Below are 22,648 nucleotides of genomic sequence, written 5' to 3' on the forward strand. Positions count from 1 at the left end.
CCGACAGGTCGCATTAAAAAATTATCAAAAGAAAGGCGCCCGAACAGCCGAGCAGCCCGTGGGGACACCAGCCGTTATGATGCGGTTCTGATCGCGCCTCACCCCTCGCTCAGCGTCCGCCGGACCGCACTCTTCCAGCCCTTGAGCTTGGTCGTCCGCACCTTCTCGTCCATATCGGGCTCGAACCGCCGGTCGCGTTTCCACCTCGCCGAAAAGCCGTCCCTGTCCGGCCAGACCCCGGCCCGGCTGCCGGCGAGCCAGGCGGCACCGAGCGCCGTCGTCTCGAGAATGACCGGGCGGTCGACCGGAGCATCGAGCAGGTCGGCGAGCCGCTGCATCGTCCAGTCGGAGGCGACCATGCCGCCATCGACCCGCAGCACCGTATCGTCGCCGCTGTTCTTCCAATCCTTCTGCATGGCGTCGAGCAGGTCACGGGTCTGGTAGCAGACGGCCTCGAGCGCGGCGCGGGAAAATTCCGCCGGGCCGGTATTGCGTGTCAGCCCGAAGATGGCACCGCGCGCCTTGGCGTCCCAATGCGGCGCGCCCAGCCCGGTAAAGGCGGGCACGAGATAGACCTCCTGCGTGGGATCGGCCTTTTCGGCAAGTGCGTTGGTTTCGGCGGCGCTGCCGATGATCCCGAGTCCGTCCCGCAGCCATTGCACCGCTGCACCGGCGATGAAGATCGATCCCTCGAGCGCGTAGGTCGTCTCCCCGTTCAGGCGATAGGCGATGGTGGTCAACAGCCGATTTTTCGAGCGGACCATATCTGCGCCGGTGTTGAGCAGCGCGAAACAGCCAGTGCCATAGGTCGATTTCAGCATGCCCGGCGCAAAGCAGGCCTGACCGATGGTCGCCGCCTGCTGGTCACCGGCGACCCCGAGAATCGGGATCGCAGCGCCAAAGATACCGGCGTCGACCGTCCCAAAATCGGCGGCGCAATCCTTGACTTCCGGCAGCATGGCGGCCGGCACCCTCAGAATATCGAGCAGATCCTCGTCCCAGCTATTTTCGGCGATATTGTACATCAGCGTGCGCGAGGCATTGGTGGCGTCGGTGACGAAGCTCTTGCCGCCTGTCAGCCGCCATATCAGGAAGGTGTCGATCGTCCCGAAGCAGAGATCGCCCCTGGCGGCACGCGCCCGCGCACCCTTCACGTTGGCCAACATCCAGGAAAGCTTCGTTCCGGAAAAATAGGGATCGAGGAGCAGGCCGGTCTTCTTGGTGAACAGCCGCTCGAGGTCCTGCCGCTTCAGATTATCGCAATAGCTCGCGGTGCGCCGGTCCTGCCAGACGATGGCATTCTGGATCGGCCGGCCCGTCTCGCGCTCCCAGACGACCACCGTCTCGCGCTGATTGGTGATGCCGAGTGCCGCAACATCCCTCGCCGTAATCCCGGCGTCGCGCAACGCCATGTTGACGGTGGAGACGACCGAATCCCAGATCTCGTCGGGATCGTGCTCCACCCAGCCGGAACGCGGATAGATCTGGGTGAATTCCTTCTGGCCCTTGCCGGCGACATGCATATCGCCATCGAAGACGATCGCCCGCGTCGACGTCGTTCCCTGATCGATCGCCAGAACATATCCACTCATCAAATCCCTCCTCAAAACACATCATTATCGTTGCAAATCAATAGGACACGGATACGGATGAGAAAAGCGAATAAAGCGGAATTGCCAGCCCGCCGGCTTTGGGCATAACCTCGCCGCCAACGCTGCAACGCAGCATCCGCTTCCAGGGAGAAAAACATGAGCAGATCAGTCGTCGTCACCGGTTCCACCAGCGGCATCGGTCTTGCGATCGCCACCGCCTTCGCCGAAGCGGGCGACAACATCGTCATCAACGGTTTCGGAAATGCCGATGAAATCAAGGCGATCGTCGAACGGCTTGAATCGATATCGAAAGGCCGGGCGATCTACCATCCGGCCGACATGGCGAAGCCCGCCGAGGTCGCCGACCTGATCGAAACGGCGGCAAAGAGCTTCGGCACCGTCGATGTTCTGGTCAACAATGCCGGCATCCAGCATGTCGAGAAGATCGAGGATTTCCCGATCGAAAAATGGGATCAGATCATCGCGATCAACCTGTCGAGCTCCTTTCATACCATGCGCGCGGCGATCCCGCTGATGAAGGCGAAGAAGCACGGCCGCATCATCAATATTGCCTCGGCGCACGGGCTCGTCGCCTCCCCCTTCAAATCCGCCTATGTGGCCGCCAAACATGGTATATTAGGTCTGACGAAAACAGCGGCGCTGGAACTTGCCGAATTCGGCGTGACGGTCAACGCCATCTGCCCCGGCTACGTGCTGACGCCGCTGGTCGAAAAACAGATACCCGACACTGCCAAGGCACGCGGCATGACCGAGGAACAGGTAAAGAGCGAGGTCATCCTCAAGGCGCAGCCGACGCGGGAATTCGTCAAGGCCGAAGAGATCGGCGCATTGTCGCTCTACCTCGCCAGCGACGCTGCCCGCCAGGTGACCGGAACGCACATCTCGATTGACGGTGGCTGGACGGCGGCTTAACCATTTGGAAAAAACAACCGGGAATATCATGAACGACAGCATACGCTTCATCCTGAACGGCGAGGACATCGCGCTCACCGATGTTGGGCCGACCGAGACGCTTCTTGACTTTCTCCGGTTGAAGCGGCGCCTGACAGGCACCAAGGAAGGATGCGCCGAAGGCGATTGCGGCGCCTGTACCGTGCTCGTCGGACGGCTGGCCGACGGCAAGCTTGCCTATGAATCCGTCAACGCCTGCATCCGTTTCGTCGGTTCGCTGCACGCCACCCATGTGGTGACGGTCGAGCACCTTGCCGGGCGCGACGGCGTGCTGCATCCGGTGCAGCAGGCGCTGGTCGATTGCCATGGCTCGCAATGCGGTTTCTGCACCCCGGGCTTCGTCATGTCGCTCTATGGCCTCTGGCTGACGAATGAAAATCCCGGCCGCCGCGAGATCGAAAAGGCGCTGCAGGGCAATCTCTGTCGCTGCACCGGCTATGAGCCGATCGTCAAGGCCGCCGAGCAGGTGAGCCTGACGCGGCCGAGCGCGCTCTTCGATCCGCTGCAACGGACGCGCTCAGAAATCGTTGCGCGGCTCTGGGCCCTGCAGGCGAGCGGCACCATCCGGATCGCCAATGGCGAAGACCAGCTGATCGTTCCGGGGTCTGTTCAGGCTCTGGCCGAAGTCCTCTCGCAGGAACCCGACGCGACTATCGTTGCCGGCGCGACCGATGTCGGCCTCTGGGTGACGAAGCAGATGCGCCGATTGAGCCCGGTCGTTTTCATCAATCATCTGAGCGAATTGCAATCGGTCACGGAAAGCGAAGACGGCGTCACCATTGGCGCCGGCGTCAGCTATACCAAGGCTTTCGAAGCGATTGCCCGGAAAATTCCGGCGCTCGGACGCCTGATCGACCGCATTGGCGGCGAACAGGTTCGCAACATGGGCACGATCGGCGGCAACATCGCCAACGGCTCGCCGATCGGCGACAGCCCGCCGCCATTGATCGCGCTCGGCGCGACGCTGACGCTGCGCTCCCTGGAAGGCCGGCGCAAGATGCCGCTCGAAGACTTCTTCATCGCCTATGGCAAGCAGGATCGCAGGCCCGGCGAATTCGTCGAGAGCGTATTCGTGCCCTATCCCAAGCCGACCAGCCGTTTTGCCGCCTACAAGATCACCAAGCGGCGCGACGAAGATATCACCGCGGTGCTCGGCGCCTTCCTGCTGACGCTCGATGCAACCGACGTGGTCACCGACATTCGCATTGCCTTCGGCGGCATGGCGGCAACACCCAAACGCGCTCAAGCTGTCGAAGCCGCGCTGATCGGCAAATCATGGACGGAAGCGACGATCGACGCCGCCCGCCCCGCCTTCGACGCCGACTTCCAGCCGCTGACCGACTGGCGCGCCACGGCGGAATACCGGCAACTGACGGCGAAGAACCTGCTGACGCGCTTCTATCTTGAGACTGTTGGCGCGCCGGCGGAGCTGAAGCGGTTCGAGGAGGTGGCGTGATGGATTGTTTCGCAAGCCGACCTCCCGCAGTCACCACTTTGCCCCTCACTCTAACCCTCTCCCCGCCTGCGGGGAGAGGGGACGTGCCCTGCGAGAAGTGGCGAGCAACGGAGACGGCGCGGCATGTCCCTTCTCCCCGCAAGCGGGGAGAAGGTGGCGGCAGCCGGATGAGGGGCCGCCGTCAAATCAGGGCTTCCCGTGGAGGACACCGCTAATGGACAAGTCCACCTTCGAAGACCGAAAAGTCGTCATCTCCGGCCCCATGCACGGCTCCCTGCGCCATGACTCAGCACACAAACATGTCACCGGAAGCGCCGATTATATCGACGATATTCCCGAACCCGCCGGCCTCCTGCACGGCGCGCTCGGCCTTTCCGACCGGGCGCATGCCGAAATCATCAGTATCGATCTTTCCGCTGTCGCCGCCTATCCCGGCGTCGTTTGGGTTTTCACAGGCAAGGACGTGCCCGGCGTCAACGACACCAGTTCCAATGGCAGCCATGACGAGCCGCTGCTTGCCGAAAGCTTGGTTCAATTCCACGGCCAGCCGATCTTTGCCGTCATCGCCGAAACGCGCGACGCGGCGCGGCGCGCCGCGCGGCTGGCGAAGATCGACTATCGCGACCTGACGCACTGGCACGATATCGACGGCGCGCTTGCCAATGGCGGCCCGCTGGTGATCACCCCGATGACGCTGCAGCGCGGCGAGCCGGAAACGGAAATGCCGAATGCCGCCATGCGGCTGAAGGGGCAGATGCGCATCGGCGGCCAGGAGCATTTCTATCTCGAAGGCCATATCGCCGTGGCCATTCCCGGCGAGGACGATGAGGTCACCGTCTGGTCGTCGACGCAGCATCCGAGCGAGATCCAGCATATTGTCGGCCATGTGCTCGATATCCCGTCGAACGCGGTCACCGTCAACGTGCGCCGCATGGGCGGCGGCTTCGGCGGCAAGGAAACGCAGGGTAACCAGTTCGCAGCCCTTGCGGCAATCGCCGCCAAGAAGCTCGGGCGTGCGATTAAATTCCGTCCGGACCGCGACGAGGATATGAGCGCCACCGGCAAGCGTCATGATTTCCTGGTCGATTACGAAGTGGGTTTCGATGCCGAAGGCCGCATCCATGCGGTCGACGCCACTTATGCGGCGCGCTGCGGCTTCTCCTCGGATCTGTCGGGACCGGTGACCGATCGCGCCCTCTTCCATGCCGATTCCAGCTATTTCTATCCGCATGTGCACCTCCAGTCGAAGCCGCTGAAAACCCACACGGTCTCGAACACCGCCTTCCGCGGCTTCGGCGGGCCGCAGGGCATGCTCGGCGCCGAGCGGATCATCGAGGAGATCGCTTACGCAGTCGGCAAGGATCCGCTCGACATCCGCAAGCTGAATTTCTACGGCCAGCCGGGCTCCGGGCGCACGCTGACTCCCTACCATCAGGAGGTCGAGGACAATATCATCGCCCGCGTCGTCGACGAGCTGGAGGATACGTCAGATTACCGGGCGCGGCGCAACGCCATCATCGGCTTCAACCGCGACAGCCGCTATATCAGGAAGGGCATTGCCCTGACGCCGGTGAAATTTGGCATCTCCTTCACCATGACCGCCTTCAACCAAGCCGGCGCGCTCGTCCACGTCTATCAGGACGGCTCGATCCACCTGAACCATGGCGGCACCGAAATGGGCCAAGGTCTTTATACCAAGGTCGCGCAGGTGCTGGCCGACAGCTTCCAGGTCGATATCTCAAGGGTGAAGATCACCGCGACGACGACAGCCAAGGTGCCGAACACCTCGGCCACCGCTGCCTCGTCCGGCTCGGATCTGAACGGCATGGCGGCCTTCGATGCCGCCCGCCAGATCAAGGAACGTCTGGTGGCTTTTGCCGCCGAGAAATGGGATGTGGCCTCCTCCGACGTCGTCTTTCTGCCCAACCGCGTGCGCGTCGGTGACAGCGAAATCCCCTTCCCCGATTTCATCAAGCAGGCCTATTTTGCCCGCGTCCAGCTTTCCGCCGCTGGCTTCTACAAGACGCCGAAGATCCACTGGGACCGCAAGGCCGGCCGCGGCACGCCCTTCTATTATTTCGCCTACGGCGCCGCCTGCACCGAGGTTTCGATCGACACGCTGACCGGCGAATATCTGATCGATCGCACCGACATCCTGCACGATGTCGGCCGCTCGCTGAACCCGGCAATCGACCTCGGCCAAGTCGAGGGCGCCTTCGTGCAGGGCATGGGCTGGCTGACGACGGAGGAACTCTGGTGGGACGACAAGGGACGCCTGCGCACCCATGCACCATCGACCTACAAGATCCCGCTCGCCTCCGACCGCCCGAAGATCTTCAACGTCCGCCTCGCCGAATGGTCGGAGAACGCGGAAGCCACCATCGGCCGCTCCAAGGCCGTCGGCGAACCGCCCTTCATGCTGGCGATCTCGGTGCTGGAAGCCCTGTCGATGGCGGTCGCCAGCGTGGCGGATTACAAAGTCTGCCCAAGGCTTGATGCGCCGGCGACGCCGGAGCGGGTGCTGATGGCGGTGGAGCGGATGAAGCGGGTGTAGTATGGGAAGGCGTCCGGCTGGCTTGTTGCTCGAGCGGAACCGGCAGAGTGGACACCCCCTCTGTCCGGCAGGACAGAGGGGGGTGAGACACACGCGAGCGCGTCTGCCATTCTCCCATGACTGACCTGCCCGCCTTCCTCGTCGCCCACCCCGACAGCATTCTTGTCGACATAACCGGCACCCAAGGCTCCACCCCGCGTGAAGCGGGCGCCTTCATGCTCGTTTCTCAAACCGCCTTGTGGGGCACGATCGGCGGCGGCCAGTTCGAATTCATGGCAATCGCGAATGCCCGGGAGATGCTGGCGAGAACCGGCGGAGCGGCGACCATGGATATTCCGCTCGGCCCTGAGATCGGCCAGTGCTGCGGTGGGCGCACGCAATTGCGGTTCCGCCAACTGACGCTGACGTTGAAAGACGAACTCGAAGCGAGGCTTGTCGGCGAGATCGAGCGTCTGCCGGAAGTCTATCTCTTCGGCGCCGGCCATGTCGGGCGCGCGCTGGCCACAGCTCTTGCGCCACTGCCGCTGTCGGTAACGGTGGTCGAAACGCGCTACGAAGAGCTCGCCAACCTGCCGGCGCCGACGAAGACCCGGCTGGTGCCGATGCCGGAGGCCCTGGTGAAGGATATTCCCGTTGGCGGCGCAGCCGTCATCCTGACGCACGACCACGCGCTGGACTTCCTCATCGCCCGTGAAGCACTGGCAAGAGAAGATCTCGCCTATATCGGCATGATCGGTTCGGCGACCAAACGCGCCACCTTGGCAAGCTGGCTTTCCCGCGAAGGCGGCGAACGGGGCTCGATGGAGCGATTGACGCTGCCGATCGGCGGCTCGGCGGTCAGGGACAAACGCCCCGAAGTGATCGCCGCAATGACCGCCGCCGAAATCCTGACGGCGCTGGCGACCTATCGCTTGCAGGCGTCCTCGTAAAACGGATCGCGTCCATCGAGAAAACCAAGATCGCGCTTGATGCGATCAGGCGCAGCATCGAGATCGAGGCGGGGCAGCCGGCAGAAGCGGCCGACCAGCAGTGCGGCAAGACGCTTGAACACGCCAATGCTCGGCTGCGCGCGCTTCTCGTCGATAGCAAAGCAATTCATGACATCACCTCGTCAGATTGATGGTATGAGTTGCAGTTTGCCGGTAAAAATGCTGCAATTCCAATCGAACGACCGTCTGCCTGCATCAAGAGAACTTATCCATGAAGCTTTCGAAACAGTTTCCGCTGAATGCGCTGCGCGTCTTCGAGGCCGCGGCTCGGCTGGGGAGCTTCACCAAGGCGGGTGACGAACTCGCCATGACGCAGACGGCGGTCAGCTACCAGATCAAGCTCTTGGAAGAGAATGTCGGCGAGCCGCTCTTCCTGCGCCGTCCCCGCCAGATCGCCTTGACCGAGACCGGCGAACGGCTGGCGCCGAAGGTGACTGAAGCCTTCGCCATGCTGCATGACGCGATGGCGACGGCCCGCGATAGCGTCGACGGTACGCTGGCCATCAGCTCGACCCATACGTTTGCCTCGAAATGGCTTGCGCCGCGCCTCGGCTCCTTCCATTTGAAGCATCCGGCGATCGCAGTGCGCTTTCAGGCGAGTTCCGATATCATCGATTTCGCCCGCGAACAGATCGATGTCGGCATTCGCTGGGGCGACGGCAACTGGCCGGGGCTGGCGCTGCACCGGCTGATGGGGCTGGAGTTCACCCCGATGTTGAGCCCGAAATTGGCGGAGTCGGCAGGCGGCATCAAGGAACCGCGCGATCTCTTGAAGTTCGATCTCTTCGATGCCGGCGACGTTTGGTGGAAACAATGGTTCGAAGCCGCCGGCGTCACCGAGACGGATCTCGACCGGCGCCCGCGCAACCAACTTGGCTCACAGGCTGTCGAAGCCGATGCGGCAATCGCCGGCCACGGCGTCGCGATTCTCCATCCGGCCTTCTATGCGGCCGAGATCGCTCTTGGCCGGCTCTATCAGCCTTTCGAGCTGACCCGCAGCGACGGTAAGGCCTACTGGCTCGTCTATCCGGAAAACCGTCGCAACGTGCCGAAGATCAAAGCCTTCCGCAACTGGATCCTCGAAGAGATGCAGGCGGCCGGTCATTAGTTCATCATGGATTGGACCCGGTTCATCAGCCGGGTCCACTATTGTGATATGCGTGTCAAAACCCCATCTCCGGCGCATAAAAACAGCGCGGCGTATCCTCGTTCGGAAACAGACAGAGATGATAGTCGTTGTCGCCGGATTGCATCGCCTTCGTCATCGGCAGCAGGAAGACATGTGCATGCGTGACCAGCCGGTGGTCGCCCGGCAGTAGCGTCACACGATATCCGCCCGGCGTCACCGCCACGCTTTTCGAAGGGATCATCTGGCAGTCGCCATTATGGCTGTCGCCGTTGCAACAATAGGGGTCATAACTCCACCCCGAGGGTGCGTCGTGAGCCGTCGCCACCGACGCAAATGCAATCATCACACACGTCAGAATGCTGCGCATGGCATCTTCTCCGTCGATGAATGCGCCGCCGCTGATCCACTGTTCTTATTTCATTCCGGCGGCCTTAAACATAACTGTAACCGAATCGTCATGGTTTCAAGACCTGCTGTAATAGCAGGCCGAGTATAAGCCGGAGATAATGCACAGCCTTCTCGGCAGCTTTTAGGCACGGGACAGCATATCGACGATGCGGCGACGATCGGCAGCTTCGACAAAACCTCCGGAAATCATCAGCGGCGCGCCGAAGACTTCGACGAGCCCGTTGCCGACGATCAGTCCTTCGCCGTCCCGGCACGCGACAATGGGATTTGCCATAGTCTCACTGTAGCGCAGCAGCGCGGGGAGATAGCCGGGATCATCGTTCAGATGCGGAAAGAACTCGAAAGGCACCAGATCGAGAGCCGCGCCATCCCGCACAGCCTCCGGCGAACCGCCGGAAAACAGCGCGTCGGCTGCGATCGTCGGCGTCATCAAAATCGCCCCGGCGCTGGTACCGACGAGAATGCCGTCATCCAGCGCCCATGCGCGCAGCCTCTCCAGCATGCCGCTCTGGCGCAGCCGTTTCAGGAAATCGCCGGTGTGGCCGCCGGTCAGATGAATGGCCTTACAGGAAAACAGCCGGCCGATCTCGTCGTCGCCGGCAAGCGCGTCGAGATCGACGAAGGGATCGAGAGAAAGCCCATAGTTGAGATAATACTGCCGTTTTTCGTCGAAGAACTCGCGCTGCGGCTCAGGAGCGGAGGCGATATAGCCGATGCGGTTGCCGCGTGACAGAATGAGCGCGGCAAGCCGCCGGTCCATCGGCGCGTTTTCGGCGATGAGCTGATCGCTGTAAAGCGCGGTAATCATGCCATTCCTCCCCGGGTTCACCACCGTTGCCGAAATTGGCGTCCTGTGCGGTTCTTCAATCTCCTCTTCCCTCCCCGTCAAAATTTCCGCAATGTCGCGAGTCGGAGGAAGTTAGGGGAATTCGATGTATGAATATGCCATAGCATGGGAATGGCTGGCCTTCGCGGCACGCTGGTTCCATGTCATCACCGCGATCGCCTGGATCGGATCGTCCTTTTATTTCATCGCGCTCGATCTCGGCCTAGTGAAACGGCCGCACCTGCCGCCCGGCGCCTATGGCGAGGAATGGCAGGTCCATGGCGGCGGCTTCTATCATATCCAGAAATATCTGGTGGCGCCCGCACAAATGCCGGAGCACCTGACCTGGTTCAAATACGAAAGCTATTTCACCTGGATCTCCGGCTTTCTCATGCTCTGCATCGTCTATTACGGCGGTGCCGACCTATTCCTCATCGACCGGCATGTGCTCGATATCAGCCCACCCGTCGCCATCGCGATCTCGCTGGCGTCCCTGGCTTTCGGCTGGCTGGTCTATGACCTGCTCTGCAAGTCCCCGCTTGGGCGCAACACCTGGGGGCTGATGGCGGTGCTCTATGTCGTGCTCGTCTTGATGGCTTGGGGCTATACGCAGCTTTTCACCGGCCGCGCCGCCTTCCTGCATCTCGGCGCCTTCACCGCGACGATCATGTCGGCCAACGTCTTCATGATCATCATCCCCAACCAGAAGATCGTCGTTGCCGACCTGATCGCCGGCCGCACGCCCGATCCGAACTACGGCCAGGTCGCCAAGCAGCGCTCGCTGCACAACAACTACCTGACGCTGCCCGTCATCTTCTTCATGCTGTCGAACCACTATCCGCTCTCCTTCGGAACACAGTTCAATTGGGTGATCGCCGCTTTGGTCTTTCTGCTGGGCGTCACCATCCGCCATTGGTTCAACACCACCCATGCCAGGAAGGGCCGGCCGACCTGGACCTGGATCGTCACCGTCATTCTCTTCATCCTGATCATGTGGCTTTCCACGGTGCCGAAGCTGCTGACCGGTGAAAAGGATACGGCGGCTGTAGCGCCTGCCTTCCAGCAATTCGCCGGCGATCCGCATTTTCCCGCCGTCAAGCAACTGCTCGCGACGCGCTGTTCCATGTGCCACGCCGCCGACCCCGCCTATGAAGGCATCGTGCGGCCGCCGAAAGAGGTGATGCTGGAAACCGACGCGGAAATTGCCGCCCATGCCCGCGAGATCTATATACAGGCGGGCCGCAGCCATGCCATGCCGCCCGGCAATATCACCGATATCACGCCGGACGAACGCAAGCTGCTCGTCGCCTGGTTCGAAAGCGCAGTCGAAGGCAATAAACAATGACGACAACACTCCTGCGCGGCCGCCTGCTGTCCTTTCACCGAGCGCCGCTGAGCCTGGCCGACAGCCAGAGCTATCTCTACGAGGAGGATGGCGGCCTGCTGATCGAAGACGGGCTGATCGCAGCAGCCGGCCCCTATGCCGACGTCAAGACGAAGGCCGCCGAAGGCACGGCCGAGATCGATCACCGGCCGCATCTGATCCTGCCCGGGCTCATCGACATGCATCTGCATTTTCCGCAGATGCAGGTGATCGCCTCCTATGCCGCCAACCTGCTCGAATGGCTGAACACCTACACCTTTCCCGAGGAATGCCGTTTTGTCGAAAGCGCGCATGCCGAGAGGATCGCCACGCATTTCTACGACGAACTGATCCGCCACGGCACGACCACGGCTGTCGCCTATTGCTCCGTGCACAAGACCTCCGCCGACGCCTTCTTCGCCGAGGCGATGAAGCGCAACATGCGCATGGTCGGTGGCAAGGTGATGATGGACCGCAACGCCCCGCAGGGCCTGCTCGACACGCCCGAGATGGGTTATGACGAGACCCGCCACGTGATAGCCGATTGGCACGGCAAGGGCCGCAACCACGTCGCCATCACCCCGCGCTTCGCCATCACCTCGACGCCGGCGCAGATGGAAGCGACGGCAGCGCTTGCCCGCGAATTTCCCGACCTGCATATCCAGACGCATCTGTCGGAAAATCACGACGAGATCAAATACACCTGCGAGCTCTATCCCGACGCGATCGACTATACCGACATCTACGCCCGCTACGGCCTGCTCGGGCCAAAAAGCCTCTTCGGCCATGCCATCCACCTCTCGGAGCGTGAAGCCGATGTGATGAGCGAGACGGGTTCGGTCGCCATCCATTGCCCGACCTCGAACCTCTTCCTCGGCTCCGGCCTCTTCCCGTTGAAGGCGCTGGCGCGCCGTGAAAAGCCGGTGCGCATCGGCGTCGCAACCGATATCGGCGGCGGCTCCAGCTATTCGATGCTGAAAACCATGGACGAGGCCTACAAGATCCAACAGCTGCTCGGAGAACGGCTGAACCCGCTGGAAAGCTATTACCTGATGACCCGCGGCAATGCGGAGGCGCTGTCGCTCACCGACCGGATCGGCACGCTGGATCCCGGCACCGAAGCCGATCTCGTCGTCCTCGACGCGGCCGCGACCCCGGCCATGGCGCTGAAGCTGGAAACGGTGAAGACCTTGCCCGAGGAACTTTTCCTCTTGCAGACGATGGGCGACGATCGGACGGTCGCCGAAACCTATGTGGCGGGTGTGGCTATGAAAGCCGGACTTCGATAATGCCGCCATTGCTCCCAAAATGGGAGCGTGCTATGGTGCCACGATGAGAGTGATCGCCCGGCGCACCCTGACGCAATTTGTCGAAAGCCCGGATGGTCAAAAAGGCCAGACCGCCTTGAAGGCTGCTCTCGATACGTGGTTTCACGAAGTCAGCAAGGCGGACTGGAAATCCATGTCCGATGTGAAAAAGCGGTATGCTCATGCAAGCGTCGTCAATGCCGAACGTATCGTCTTCAATATCAAGGGAAATGACTACAGGCTGATCGTTGCCGTCGATTTCGAACGGTCGATCGTCTGGATCAAATGGATCGGCACGCATCGCAACTATGACAGGATCGACGCAGCGACGGTGGAACATGAATGATCTGAAACCCATCCGCAATGACGATGATTACGAAGACGCGCTCCTGCTGCTGAAGCAGCTCTGGGGAGCGAAAGACGGTTCGCCCGAAGCCGATAAACTCGACATTCTGGCGACGCTGCTCGACGCCTATGAAGCAGGGCGATACCCGATCGACCTGCCTGATCCGATCGATGCGATCATCTTCCGGATGGAGCAGCAGGGACTGACGCGGAAGGATCTGGAACCAATTCTGGGCAGCCGCGGGCGTGTCGCGGAAATCCTCAACAGAAAGCGTGCACTTTCACTCGATATGATCCGGCGATTGCACGAACATCTCGACATTCCGTTGGATATTCTCATTCAACCGATCCGCGGCCAAAAGGCTGCCTGATACGGCAGATTTCCCGCAACGCCCTCCAAGATTTCATGTTACGCGAGATAGCCGCATTCAGATGTGAAGGTTCAATTCATGGCCACTCCGCTCACCATCGCCGATCTGAAACAGCTAGCCCAGCACCGCGTGCCGAAGATGTTTTTCGACTACGCGGATTCCGGCGCCTGGACGGAATCCACATATCGGGCGAATGAGAGCGATTTCAGCCGGATCAAGCTGCGGCAGCGGGTACTGGTCGACATGAGTGATCGGACGCTGGAAACGACGATGGTCGGCCAGAAGGTGTCGATGCCGGTGGGTCTCGCGCCGACCGGCCTGACCGGCATGCAGCATGCCGATGGCGAGATGCTGGCGGCGCGCGCCGCCGAGGAATTCGGCGTCCCCTTCACGCTCTCGACGATGAGCATTTGCTCGATCGAGGACGTCGCATCGGTGACGACGCGTCCCTTCTGGTTCCAGCTTTACGTCATGAGGGACAAGGATTTCGTCCTCGGGCTGATCAACCGCGCCAAGGCCGCCAAATGTTCGGCGCTGGTGCTGACGGCCGATCTGCAGATCCTCGGCCAGCGTCACAAGGACCTGCGCAACGGCCTGTCGGCGCCGCCGAGATTCACGCCGAAACATCTCTGGCAGATGGCGAGCAGGCCGTTCTGGTGCCTGGATATGCTGCAGACCAGACGCCGCACCTTCGGCAACATCATCGGCCACGCGAAAAATGTCTCCAACATCACCTCGCTTGCCGCATGGACGCACGAGCAGTTCGACCCGCGGCTTTCCTGGGCCGATGTCGCCTGGATCAAGGAGCAATGGGGCGGGCCGTTGATCATCAAGGGCGTGCTCGACCCGGAGGACGCCCGGGCAGCCGCCGATACCGGCGCCGATGCGATCGTCGTCTCCAATCACGGCGGCCGCCAGCTTGACGGCGCCCCCTCCTCGATCAGCATGCTGCCCGCCATCGTCGATGCCGTCGGCGACCGCATCGAGATCCACCTCGACGGCGGCATCCGATCCGGTCAGGACGTGCTGAAAGCCGTCGCGCTCGGCGCCAAAGGCACCTATATCGGCCGCCCCTTCCTCTACGGGCTCGGCGCCATGGGCAAGGAGGGCGTCACGCTGGCGCTCGGCATCATCCGCAAGGAGATGGACATCACCATGGCGCTCTGCGGCAAACGCGATATCAACGACGTGAACGCGTCGATCATATCGGGGCAAGGCTGAAACAGAGAAATCGGCACCGGCTGAACGCGCCGATGGCGGGCAGGCCGTGCCGACATGCAACGGCATGCTAATCAGCCTGGCGGCTGGCCGCCGCTCGCATTGAGCTGAAGGATCGCGAAAATCACGAGATAGAGAACGAGCGCCAAACGCTGCTGCCAGACGATGCGGCGCGATCCAGCAATCCGCTTCTCGAGGCCACGCGGCGTCCTGTCAGGCTTGCGAAGCTGCATCCGGAACAGCAGGTCGTCCACGGCGGCAAGGCCAGCAGCCTCCGTCTCGTGGCTCGACGCGAGGCGAAACAACAGCGCATCGAAGAGAAGATGGACCGCCAGCGCCAGCACGATCCCGCAGAAAACCAGCATCAAGAGCCAGCCGAGCGTTGGGGCGAAGCCTCGATATCCCACGGTGATCGGACCGGCAATCAGTGGCAACAGCGCCGTCAGCCCGCAGAATATTGCATCGCGGCCGAGATTTCGCGCCGCCGCGGAGGCCGCGGTTTGCCACGGCGTCATTGCACGCCCTCCTTCGCAGCGTGGATACCTTCCACGGGCAGATAAACACGCCGCCCCGCGCGTTCGATCAGCTGCAACGCCTCGGCTGAGTTTTCGCAACGTCGGCTGCCGACCAGCCAACTGACGATGACGCAGGCGCTCCGCTGGAAACCGAGCGCGCAGCAGACGAGGACCGGTCCCTGGTGGCGCGCAGCCTCGATGACATCGGCCGCGGCTCGCGCCTGGATCTTGTCGAGGCCGGTGAGATCGAGGGCGGGAAAGCTGCACCATCGCGCAAGCGTCCCGCTCGGGCGCTGAAATTCACCTGTCATGTCGATCACCGTGGCAAAACGGTCAGCCTCGTCGCGACGGGGAAAACGACCGAGATGGACGCCATCGGCGATCGCCACGGATGCCGGCATTTTGCGCGTCCAGAGCCAAACGTTGATGGTCGCGCCGAGCCGGTATGGTGCGAGCAGCCAGCGGCTGGCAAGCGCGGCCCGGCCATCGGCGCGTTTCTGGAATATCTGCGGGCCGGCGCCGAAATATCCGACTGCGACGATCGCCAGCGCAACGGCCGGCCAGAGCAACAGAAGTGCCGCGGCGGTCAGAGAGATGCAGAGCGCCGCAAGGACGAGAAATACGACAGCACAAGCCAGATAGCAGATGCCAAGTCGGCGCGACTTTGGATCGCCGTTCAAAGTGAAATTTGCAAGAGGGGAAGCAGCATCGCGCGGAAAAAGCCAGGCGGCGAACAGACCAAGCAAAATACCGGTCGGTATGTCCATGACGTGATGCTGCCACGTCGTCAGCACGGAGGCTCCAATCAGGAAACACCAGACGTGCCAGAGAAGCCGCGCTTGGCGCGGCAACCGGCAGCGCAGATGGTCCCAGATCACCACCAGCAGCGCGACATGCAGCGACGGCGCCTGGTTGAACGGCTTGTCGAAACCACCGAGGACGGCGAACATGAAACCGGGCAGGCCGCTCGTGGCCGGCCGTAAGAAGGTTGCTTCGAGCGGAAACGCGATGAAGCAGACAATCGCGATTATCTGGATCGTCAGATAACGCCTTGCGAGCATATCCACATCGCGCGGCGTCGTGTTGATCAACAGGCAGAGTCCGTAGAACAGGTTGATCGACCAGTATGGAATGATCGTCCACGCCAGGAATGGAATGGCGCTTTCCCATGCGAAGGCGATGTTCGGCACGTGAGCGCGTTGCGAAGCCATCCAGTTGGCGCCGCCATAGGTCAGATAGAAGAACGGCGCCAGGAAGGCGAGCCACATCGCCGCCCGCTTCAGGACCGGCGCTGATCGGGAAAGAGGAGAACCTGCCTGCCCCAACGGCTTGCCCTCAAATTCTTTCCGCCAGCGAGACGGTGAAAATGCCCCACTGGTCGATGCGCTGTTCGAGCTTGCGGAAACCGGCTGCGGCGACCAGTTGGTCCATTTCTTCTTGCGTCCGCCGCCGCATCACCCATGCTTGGCCGCCGCGGTGGGAGGTCAGGGCGCGGGCGATCATCTCCAGCTGTGGATGCCATGGCTGGTTGGTGTAGATGAGCAGACCGCCCGGCTGCATCGCGCGGGCGATCCCGTTGAGCGACGTTGCGATCATCCTATTGTCGGAGAAAAGCTCGTAAAGGCCGGAGACGATTGCGAGATCCGGAGCCGGCGTGATTGCAGCCAGCCCCTCGCCGTCAAAGGCATCCTGCTGGCGAAAGCTGACGAAATCATCGAGGCCGCGCGTGGCGATGCTGTTGCGGCCGGCGTCGACGTTGATGGGGGAATAATCCTGCAATCGCGCACTATCGGGGCGCACGCCAGCCGCCTCGATCGCATCAAGGACGTAACGTCCGTGCCCGGCCGCTATGTCGAGCATGTGGGTGCTGCGGCCCGCTGCTTTCAGGCGCTGCAGCCCATACCCGATCAGTTCCTGCAAGTGCAGCTTGCGCTGCCTGATGCCGCGCCAGCCGATCGCCTCGAGAAACACCTTGTCGATCAACCGCCCGCTGGGACCGAGCCCTCGCGGCTGGTTCTCATAGACGTAATCGAGCGTCGAGCCGGAATCGAAACCGGTCTTGACCCCAGTCTTTATGCCTTCCGACACCAGCGCGCCGAGCCTGATGTTGAGACGGCTGAGCGCCCAGTAGATGCCGCGGGGAGACGTGGCGTCGAGAGGGCTCGCGAGCCGGTCAGCCTCATCCTTGGTATAGCCCTGGACATGGGCAGCGCTAAGATCGGCAGGCGCCCGGGGCTCGGAAAACCGCGCATCGATAAAACGGCGGACCTCGGCGAGCGCAATCGCACGATCCTTCTCACCGAGTGTGTCATGATAGAAGCCGGCAAGCACATGCCGCTCCTTGATGCGGCTGCCGAGATTTTCGTAGAAGCGGTGCTGCGGCGCGTGTCGCACCACCCAGTCACTGCCGGAGATCAGCAGTTGGGTCGGAACGGTGATGGCGCGGGCGTCTTCGACGACCCGGGCTGCCGCTTCATAAAGCTGCAACAGAATGTTGGAGGCAATCGGGCGGGTGATCAGCGGGTCGGCTTCAAAGGAGGCGATGCGCTCGGGATCATGCGTCAGAAACCGCGCCTTGACATACGAATTGACGAAGAACGTCCCTTTGAGCTTTTCCCAGAGTGCAATGCCTTCCCTGGCAAAAGGCACGTAGAGCTTGACGCTGAAAGCCGGTGAGGCGAGCACCAGCGCGCGGATTTGCGGCGCATAATCGTGCACCCAGGTGGTGGCGAGGACCGCGCCGACGCTCTGCGCGATGACGGCCATGTTTTCAATGGCAGTGCCGCTCGTCTCGCTGACATGGCGGACGAAGCAATCGAGGTCACGTACCGACGCCGCGAAGGATGGCGAGTAGCCGCGCTCGCCCGGCGAGCGCCCATGGCCGCGTGCGTCCCAGGCGTAGAAGGCAAAATCATCGAGACCGAGCTCGGTGGCAAGATGGGCGACGCGGCCGCTGTGCTCGTGACCGCGATGGAGAAGAATGATTGCACCCTTCGGTGCCGCACTGGTCGCAGGCCATGTCCGATAAAATAGTCGCGTGCCATCATGCGACACGAATTCGGATTCACGCATCGGCCTCACGCTCGGGGACGGTTGCCAACTGTCGGCGGCTTCCAGCACGGTCTACTCCAATTCTGATCGATGATGGGTTGCAACTACTGGCGGAAACAATGATTTACATTCATTGCAAAAGTCTAGTCGCAAATGTAAGCCCTGTACGAGAACCGATGTGAAGTATCGGCTTCCCCACAAGGATGACGTTCTGCATTGCCGGAACTGGGATAGATTTTCTGACGCCACGAAACTCCACCGAGGTAGCATGTCTGTTTATCAATTGAAGTCCCGGTTTCAGAATATCCTTCGCCCTCTGGTGCGCGCGTTGGCGGCGCGAGGCGTCACGGCCAATCAGGTGACATCAGTTGCCGCGGCCGTCTCGGTTGCACTTGGCGTTTTCTTGAGCGTTGTTCCGCTGCCGCAGTGGTTCCTGCTGGTGCCAATCTGGTTTCTCCTGCGCATGGGCCTCAATGCGATTGACGGCATGCTCGCGCGCGAACACGGGCAGAAGAGCATTTTGGGCGCGTATCTCAACGAGATCGGCGATGTCGTGTCGGATGCCGCTTTGTATTTGCCGTTTGCGCTGATCGATCCGAACGGCCCGATGCCGGCAATGGCTGTGATATTCCTCTCGGCGTTGACGGAATTCGCCGGCGTATTGGGTCAAACGGTCGGCGCAAGCCGGCGTTACGACGGGCCACTGGGCAAGAGCGACCGTGCAGTGCTTTTCGGTGCGCTCGGAATCTTTGTCGCCGTTGGCGGTGCGTTCTCGGTATGGGCTGCCTGGCTTTGGGCAGTGGTGGCGCTCCTTCTCGTCTGGACGATCGTCAACCGTATCAGCGCCGGCATTCGCGAGGCCCGCACAGCGGCTTGATAGGAAGCGGAACCGATCCGCTACCTTCCGCCCGGGAGCGTCGTCCGGGGCATGCACATCTTCTGATCCCTCCCGCTACCAACGACACCTTAAATAAAGGTTGTATTTTTTTGCGCACCTATCTTGAAAGCACAAAAGTGGTGCTTTATGTTTTTATCCATGGCAACCACGAGCAAGACACCGCATCCATCGCTGCTGCGCTACATGCTGGCGCCTGACGATCAGGCCCGCCAAGCGCTTGATGACACCATTGCCGCCTATCGCAGGATGACCGGCGTCCTGACCGAACTCATCGACGACAAAGCCGGCGCCAATCTCGTCGTCCTGCATGATCTTGCCTATGAAACCGTCCGCGAGCAGACGGGCTTGCCGGCGCGACTGGTGACGCTCGGCCTTCGCGATTTCGCCGCCAATCGGGGCGTCATCCCCGAGCCGCTGCAGCTGCCGCTCGACGATAAGCTCTTCGCCATCAAGGGCCCCTCGGACCTGACCATCGCCACAGTGCACGGACGCGTTGCCGTGCCCTTCGATGTCGCCGGTTATTTTAGGGGATGGGAGAGTATTTTTCCCGCATACCTTGTAGCGGACCACGATCGCTACGAGATTAACATCGGCGTCACGCCGAATTCCGCTCGGATGGAGGAAAACATGACGAATGAAGGCATTCTGTCACGCATGGGTCGCCTGATCGCGGGTATTGCGAACGCGGCGATCGACAAAGCGGAAGGCGTCAACAAGATCGCCGTCATCGAACAGGCGATCCGCGAAATCGATGCGGCTGCGGAGGAAGCCCGCGCCGATCTCGGCAAGGCACGCGCCGAGGAATACCGCATCCAGAGCCGCAAGGATGAAATCGTTGAAGACATGAATGCCCTCGATGAGAAGATCCGCCTGGCCATCGCCTCGCATCGGGATGACCTCGCAAAGGCCGGCGTTGCTCGTCAGATCGATCTCGAATCCCAGATCGCAGCGCTCGACAAGGCGCTCGCCGATGTGAGCGAGCAGCTGGATGAGGGCCAGAAAGCCCTGCAGGCCGTGCTCGCCACCCGCCGCGAGGCCGACGCCCGCCTTGCCGATTTCAAGCGCAGCATCGCCAGGCATCCCGAAGAGGCTCTGGCCGGCCACAGCAGGCCGAGCCCCGGTGCAGGTGCTGCCCGCGCCGCCGCAGCTGTCTCGCGGCTGACCGGCGTTCCATCGGCCGAAAACGCCCAAAGTTCCGAACTGGACGAACTCGACCGATTGCACCGCGAGCAGGCGATCGAAGCTCGCCTTGCGCGTTTCAAGGCGGATAACCGGTAACGCCGATGGGACTTTTCCTCGCTCCTGAATGCCTTCCCTTCGCGATCGCCGCCGCCGTGCTTGCCGGCCTGACCGTGATCGAGATGCTCGCGACCGTCATGGGTTTTTCGATCACGGAGCTTCTCGGAAAACCGGATTTCAACGGCCATGACGGTTTTGCCGGTTACCTCTCCTGGCTCAATGTCGGCGGCGTCCCCCTGCTCATTCTCCTGATGATGGCGCTCGGCTTCTTCGCTATTGCCGGTTTTGCCGTACAGGCGGTCGCCGGCGCATTCTGGGCCCCGCTGCCCGCCCCTGTCGCCGTCGTTCCCGCCTTGACGGTCACCTTCCCCATGGTCAGGGCATCGAGCCGCACGGTGGCGCGGATCGTCCCGCACGACGAGACCTATGCCGTCGATCTCGATACCCTCATCGGCCGGACCGGAGAAGTGTCGCTTGGGCCGCTCGACCAGGGACTGCCCGGCCGCGTCCGGGTCAAGGACCAGCACGGGAACTGGCATGTTCTGAGAGCCAAGGCGGCCAAGGGCCATGAGCCGCTGAAGATCGGCACGCAGGTTCTCCTCGTCGATCGCAAGGCAGATGTGTTTATCGCTATTCCAGCACTGATGGATCCCATCGGTGCAAACAATCAATCTTTCAGGGAGCAGCCATGATGTACGACATTCTTCTACCGGCCGGCATTAGCATCGTTCTGATCTTCGGCATCGGCTTTGTTCTCGCCTCGCTTTACACGCGCTCCAGTCGTGACGAGGCCTATGTCCGCACCGGTCTCGGCGGTCAGAAAGTCGTGCTCGACGGCGGCTCTGTCGTCCTGCCGATCTTCCACTCGATCGCCAGGGTAAACCTGAAGACGCTGCGCCTCGAAGTCCGCCGCGGCGAAGGCGATGCGCTCATCACCAAGGACCGCATGCGGGTCGATATCGGCGCCGAATTCTATGTGCGTGTGAAGCCGGACGCCTCCTCGATCGCGCTTGCCGCCCAGACGCTCGGCAGCCGCACCAATGACGCCGAGGCGCTGCGCATCCTGATCGAGGCGAAATTCGTCGACGGCCTTCGCTCGGTCGCGGCGACGATGAACCTCGACGCGTTGCAGGAGCAGCGCATGGATTTCGTCAAGGCCGTGCAGGAAGCCGTCGGCGCCGATCTCCAGTCGAACGGTCTCGAACTCGAATCCGTGTCGCTGACGCGCCTCGACCAGACCGATATCAAGCATTTCAACGCCAATAACTTCTTCGATGCACAGGGTCTGGCGGCACTGACCCGCATCACCGAGAGCCGCAAGAAGGAGCGCAACGAGATCGTCCGCGACACCGAAGTCGCGATTGCCCAGAAGGATCTCGAGGCCCGCCAGCAGTCGCTCGCCATCGAGCGGACGAAGCGGGAAGCCGAGCTCAGCCAGGAACGCGACATCGCCAATAAATCCGCCGCGACGCGCGCCGAAACCGCTCAGCAGGAGCAGGCGGCAAAACGCGCCGAGGAAGAGGCCCGCATCGCCTCAGAGCAGGCGATCGCCGAACGCGAGGCAGCTGCCAAGCAAGCCCGCGAAAGCGCAAACATCGATGCGGCCCGCGCCGTCCAGCAGCGTGATACCGAAGCCAAGCGCGACCTTCAAATCGTCGCCCAGGAAAGCGCCATCGCCGTTGCCAACAAGAGCCGCGAAGAGTCCGAGGCGAAGGCGGCTGCCGAAACGGCCCGCGCTACCGCGATCGCGGCAGAGGAAAAGGTCGGCACCGCCAAGGCGATCGAGATCGCCGAACGCGAAAAGCAGATCGCCGTGATCGACGCGCGCAAGAAAGCCGAAACCGAAGCGACTGCCGTAACGGTCGGCGCCGAGGCCGAGAAGCAGGCTGCAATCGACCAGGCAGAAGCCATTAAGACGCTCGCGACCGCCGAAGCGGATGCGGCGATCATCAAGGCAAAGGGCATTCTCGAAACCGGCCGGGCTCAAGCTGAAAGCGAGGCCCTGCTCAACGAGGCCCGCAACAAGCTCAGCCAGACCATCATCGAGTTCGAAATCACCCGCGAGCGCATTCGCATCATTCCCGAAGCGCTTGCCGAGGCGGTCAAGCCGATCGAAAAGATCTCCGACATCAGGATCTTCGACACCGGTGGCATGCTCGGCCGCGGCGGCGCGAACGGCGACAGCGGTATCGGCATGGGCGACGGGCTGGCCGGTCAGCTGCTCGCCTACCAGGCCAACAAGCCGATCCTCGACAAGCTGTTAAAGGAGGCCGGCTTCGAAGGCGATAATGCGATCTCATCCCTGCTTGGCAATCTTGATGGCGCCAAGCCCGCGGCCCCACACGTCGTTCCGGCCGCAGCCGCCGCACCGGCACAGGCGGTTATCGCCGCTGCACCTCCGAAGGAGTAATTTTC

At 62.0% G+C, this 22,648-nt stretch carries 21 protein-coding genes; 14 read left to right on the forward strand and 7 right to left on the reverse strand.

From position 1 onward, the window contains the following. Nucleotides 1-98: 98 nt before the first annotated feature. Nucleotides 99-1,592 (reverse strand): glycerol kinase GlpK, encoded by a 1,494-nt coding sequence (glpK, locus tag AMC88_RS16080; RefSeq protein WP_064825504.1) that lies wholly within the window; start codon nt 1,590-1,592, stop codon nt 99-101. Nucleotides 1,593-1,748: 156 nt separating this feature from the next. On the opposite strand from glpK, the gene AMC88_RS16085 reads away from it, so the two are divergent. The 4 genes from AMC88_RS16085 to xdhC all read left to right on the forward strand — a co-directional run bounded on the left by AMC88_RS16085 (nt 1,749) and on the right by xdhC (nt 7,503). Then, nucleotides 1,749-2,525: a 3-hydroxybutyrate dehydrogenase gene (locus AMC88_RS16085; protein ID WP_064825505.1), complete on the forward strand. Its 777-nt coding sequence runs from the start codon at nt 1,749-1,751 to the stop codon at nt 2,523-2,525. A 28-nt stretch (nt 2,526-2,553) separates the two neighbouring features. Continuing rightward, nucleotides 2,554-4,020: a xanthine dehydrogenase small subunit gene (gene xdhA, locus AMC88_RS16090; RefSeq protein ID WP_064825506.1), complete on the forward strand. Its 1,467-nt coding sequence runs from the start codon at nt 2,554-2,556 to the stop codon at nt 4,018-4,020. Nucleotides 4,021-4,234: 214 nt separating this feature from the next. Then, complete coding sequence (gene xdhB, locus AMC88_RS16095) at nt 4,235-6,574, forward strand: xanthine dehydrogenase molybdopterin binding subunit (RefSeq protein ID WP_064825507.1); 2,340 nt, start codon at nt 4,235-4,237, stop codon at nt 6,572-6,574. A 116-nt stretch (nt 6,575-6,690) separates the two neighbouring features. Next, on the forward strand, nt 6,691-7,503 hold the full coding sequence (gene xdhC, locus AMC88_RS16100; protein ID WP_064825508.1) for a xanthine dehydrogenase accessory protein XdhC: 813 nt from the start codon (nt 6,691-6,693) through the stop codon (nt 7,501-7,503). Here xdhC and AMC88_RS16105 read toward each other — a convergent pair. Beyond that, complete coding sequence (locus AMC88_RS16105) at nt 7,479-7,673, reverse strand: hypothetical protein (RefSeq protein WP_010013547.1); 195 nt, start codon at nt 7,671-7,673, stop codon at nt 7,479-7,481. The genes xdhC and AMC88_RS16105 overlap by 25 nt on opposite strands. Before the next feature lie 101 nt (nt 7,674-7,774). Here AMC88_RS16105 and gcvA point away from each other — a divergent pair, with 101 nt between their 5' ends. Further along, entirely contained in the window at nt 7,775-8,671 is an 897-nt protein-coding gene (gcvA, locus tag AMC88_RS16110; protein ID WP_064825509.1) for a transcriptional regulator GcvA, read from the forward strand. A 55-nt stretch (nt 8,672-8,726) separates the two neighbouring features. Here gcvA and AMC88_RS16115 read toward each other — a convergent pair whose 3' ends face one another. Both AMC88_RS16115 and AMC88_RS16120 read right to left on the reverse strand, forming a co-directional pair. Continuing rightward, complete coding sequence (locus AMC88_RS16115; RefSeq protein ID WP_012484734.1) at nt 8,727-9,059, reverse strand: hypothetical protein; 333 nt, start codon at nt 9,057-9,059, stop codon at nt 8,727-8,729. Between the two features lie 162 nt (nt 9,060-9,221). Next, the gene (locus AMC88_RS16120) at nt 9,222-9,908 is read right to left on the reverse strand and encodes a Type 1 glutamine amidotransferase-like domain-containing protein (RefSeq protein ID WP_064829996.1); all 687 of its coding nucleotides are present in this window, start codon (nt 9,906-9,908) and stop codon (nt 9,222-9,224) included. A 124-nt stretch (nt 9,909-10,032) separates the two neighbouring features. Between AMC88_RS16120 and AMC88_RS16125 the strand changes: the two genes are divergently transcribed. From AMC88_RS16125 to AMC88_RS16145, 5 genes are all read left to right on the forward strand, one after another. Continuing rightward, entirely contained in the window at nt 10,033-11,271 is a 1,239-nt protein-coding gene (locus tag AMC88_RS16125) for a urate hydroxylase PuuD (RefSeq protein ID WP_010019521.1), read from the forward strand. Next, nucleotides 11,268-12,578 (forward strand): guanine deaminase, encoded by a 1,311-nt coding sequence (gene guaD, locus AMC88_RS16130; RefSeq protein ID WP_064825511.1) that lies wholly within the window; start codon nt 11,268-11,270, stop codon nt 12,576-12,578. The genes AMC88_RS16125 and guaD overlap by 4 nt, the downstream gene beginning before the upstream one ends. Before the next feature lie 43 nt (nt 12,579-12,621). Then, the gene (locus AMC88_RS16135) at nt 12,622-12,942 is read left to right on the forward strand and encodes a type II toxin-antitoxin system HigB family toxin (RefSeq protein ID WP_041683720.1); all 321 of its coding nucleotides are present in this window, start codon (nt 12,622-12,624) and stop codon (nt 12,940-12,942) included. Beyond that, nucleotides 12,935-13,312 (forward strand): helix-turn-helix domain-containing protein, encoded by a 378-nt coding sequence (locus AMC88_RS16140; protein ID WP_012484739.1) that lies wholly within the window; start codon nt 12,935-12,937, stop codon nt 13,310-13,312. Before AMC88_RS16135 ends, AMC88_RS16140 begins: the two co-directional genes overlap by 8 nt. A gap of 78 nt (nt 13,313-13,390) precedes the next feature. Beyond that, entirely contained in the window at nt 13,391-14,533 is a 1,143-nt protein-coding gene (locus AMC88_RS16145; protein WP_064825512.1) for an alpha-hydroxy acid oxidase, read from the forward strand. 71 nt (nt 14,534-14,604) lie between these two features. Here AMC88_RS16145 and AMC88_RS16150 read toward each other — a convergent pair whose 3' ends face one another. The 3 genes from AMC88_RS16150 to AMC88_RS16160 form a co-directional block, all read right to left on the reverse strand. Next, on the reverse strand, nt 14,605-15,045 hold the full coding sequence (locus AMC88_RS16150; RefSeq protein ID WP_012484797.1) for a hypothetical protein: 441 nt from the start codon (nt 15,043-15,045) through the stop codon (nt 14,605-14,607). Next, nucleotides 15,042-16,313 carry a phosphatase PAP2/dual specificity phosphatase family protein gene (locus tag AMC88_RS16155; RefSeq protein WP_012484798.1) on the reverse strand — a complete coding sequence of 424 codons (1,272 nt, stop codon included), beginning with the start codon at nt 16,311-16,313 and terminating at the stop codon, nt 15,042-15,044. The genes AMC88_RS16150 and AMC88_RS16155 overlap by 4 nt, the downstream gene beginning before the upstream one ends. A gap of 67 nt (nt 16,314-16,380) precedes the next feature. After that, nucleotides 16,381-18,165 (reverse strand): bifunctional alpha/beta hydrolase/class I SAM-dependent methyltransferase, encoded by a 1,785-nt coding sequence (locus AMC88_RS16160; RefSeq protein ID WP_012484799.1) that lies wholly within the window; start codon nt 18,163-18,165, stop codon nt 16,381-16,383. 199 nt (nt 18,166-18,364) lie between these two features. On the opposite strand from AMC88_RS16160, the gene AMC88_RS16165 reads away from it, so the two are divergent. From AMC88_RS16165 to AMC88_RS16180, 4 genes are all read left to right on the forward strand, one after another. Next, complete coding sequence (locus AMC88_RS16165; protein ID WP_010024661.1) at nt 18,365-18,973, forward strand: CDP-alcohol phosphatidyltransferase family protein; 609 nt, start codon at nt 18,365-18,367, stop codon at nt 18,971-18,973. 159 nt (nt 18,974-19,132) lie between these two features. Further along, nucleotides 19,133-20,272, forward strand: a complete 1,140-nt coding sequence (locus tag AMC88_RS16170; protein WP_225880685.1) for a PspA/IM30 family protein — start codon at nt 19,133-19,135, stop codon at nt 20,270-20,272. A gap of 5 nt (nt 20,273-20,277) precedes the next feature. Then, nucleotides 20,278-20,925 (forward strand): OB-fold-containig protein, encoded by a 648-nt coding sequence (locus tag AMC88_RS16175; RefSeq protein WP_064825513.1) that lies wholly within the window; start codon nt 20,278-20,280, stop codon nt 20,923-20,925. Beyond that, a complete protein-coding gene (locus AMC88_RS16180; protein WP_012484802.1) occupies nt 20,922-22,643 on the forward strand; it encodes a flotillin family protein in 1,722 nt (573 codons plus the stop codon). Before AMC88_RS16175 ends, AMC88_RS16180 begins: the two co-directional genes overlap by 4 nt. Nucleotides 22,644-22,648: the final 5 nt, after the last annotated feature.

The organism is Rhizobium phaseoli, assembly GCF_001664385.1.
Classification (GTDB): domain Bacteria; phylum Pseudomonadota; class Alphaproteobacteria; order Rhizobiales; family Rhizobiaceae; genus Rhizobium; species Rhizobium phaseoli.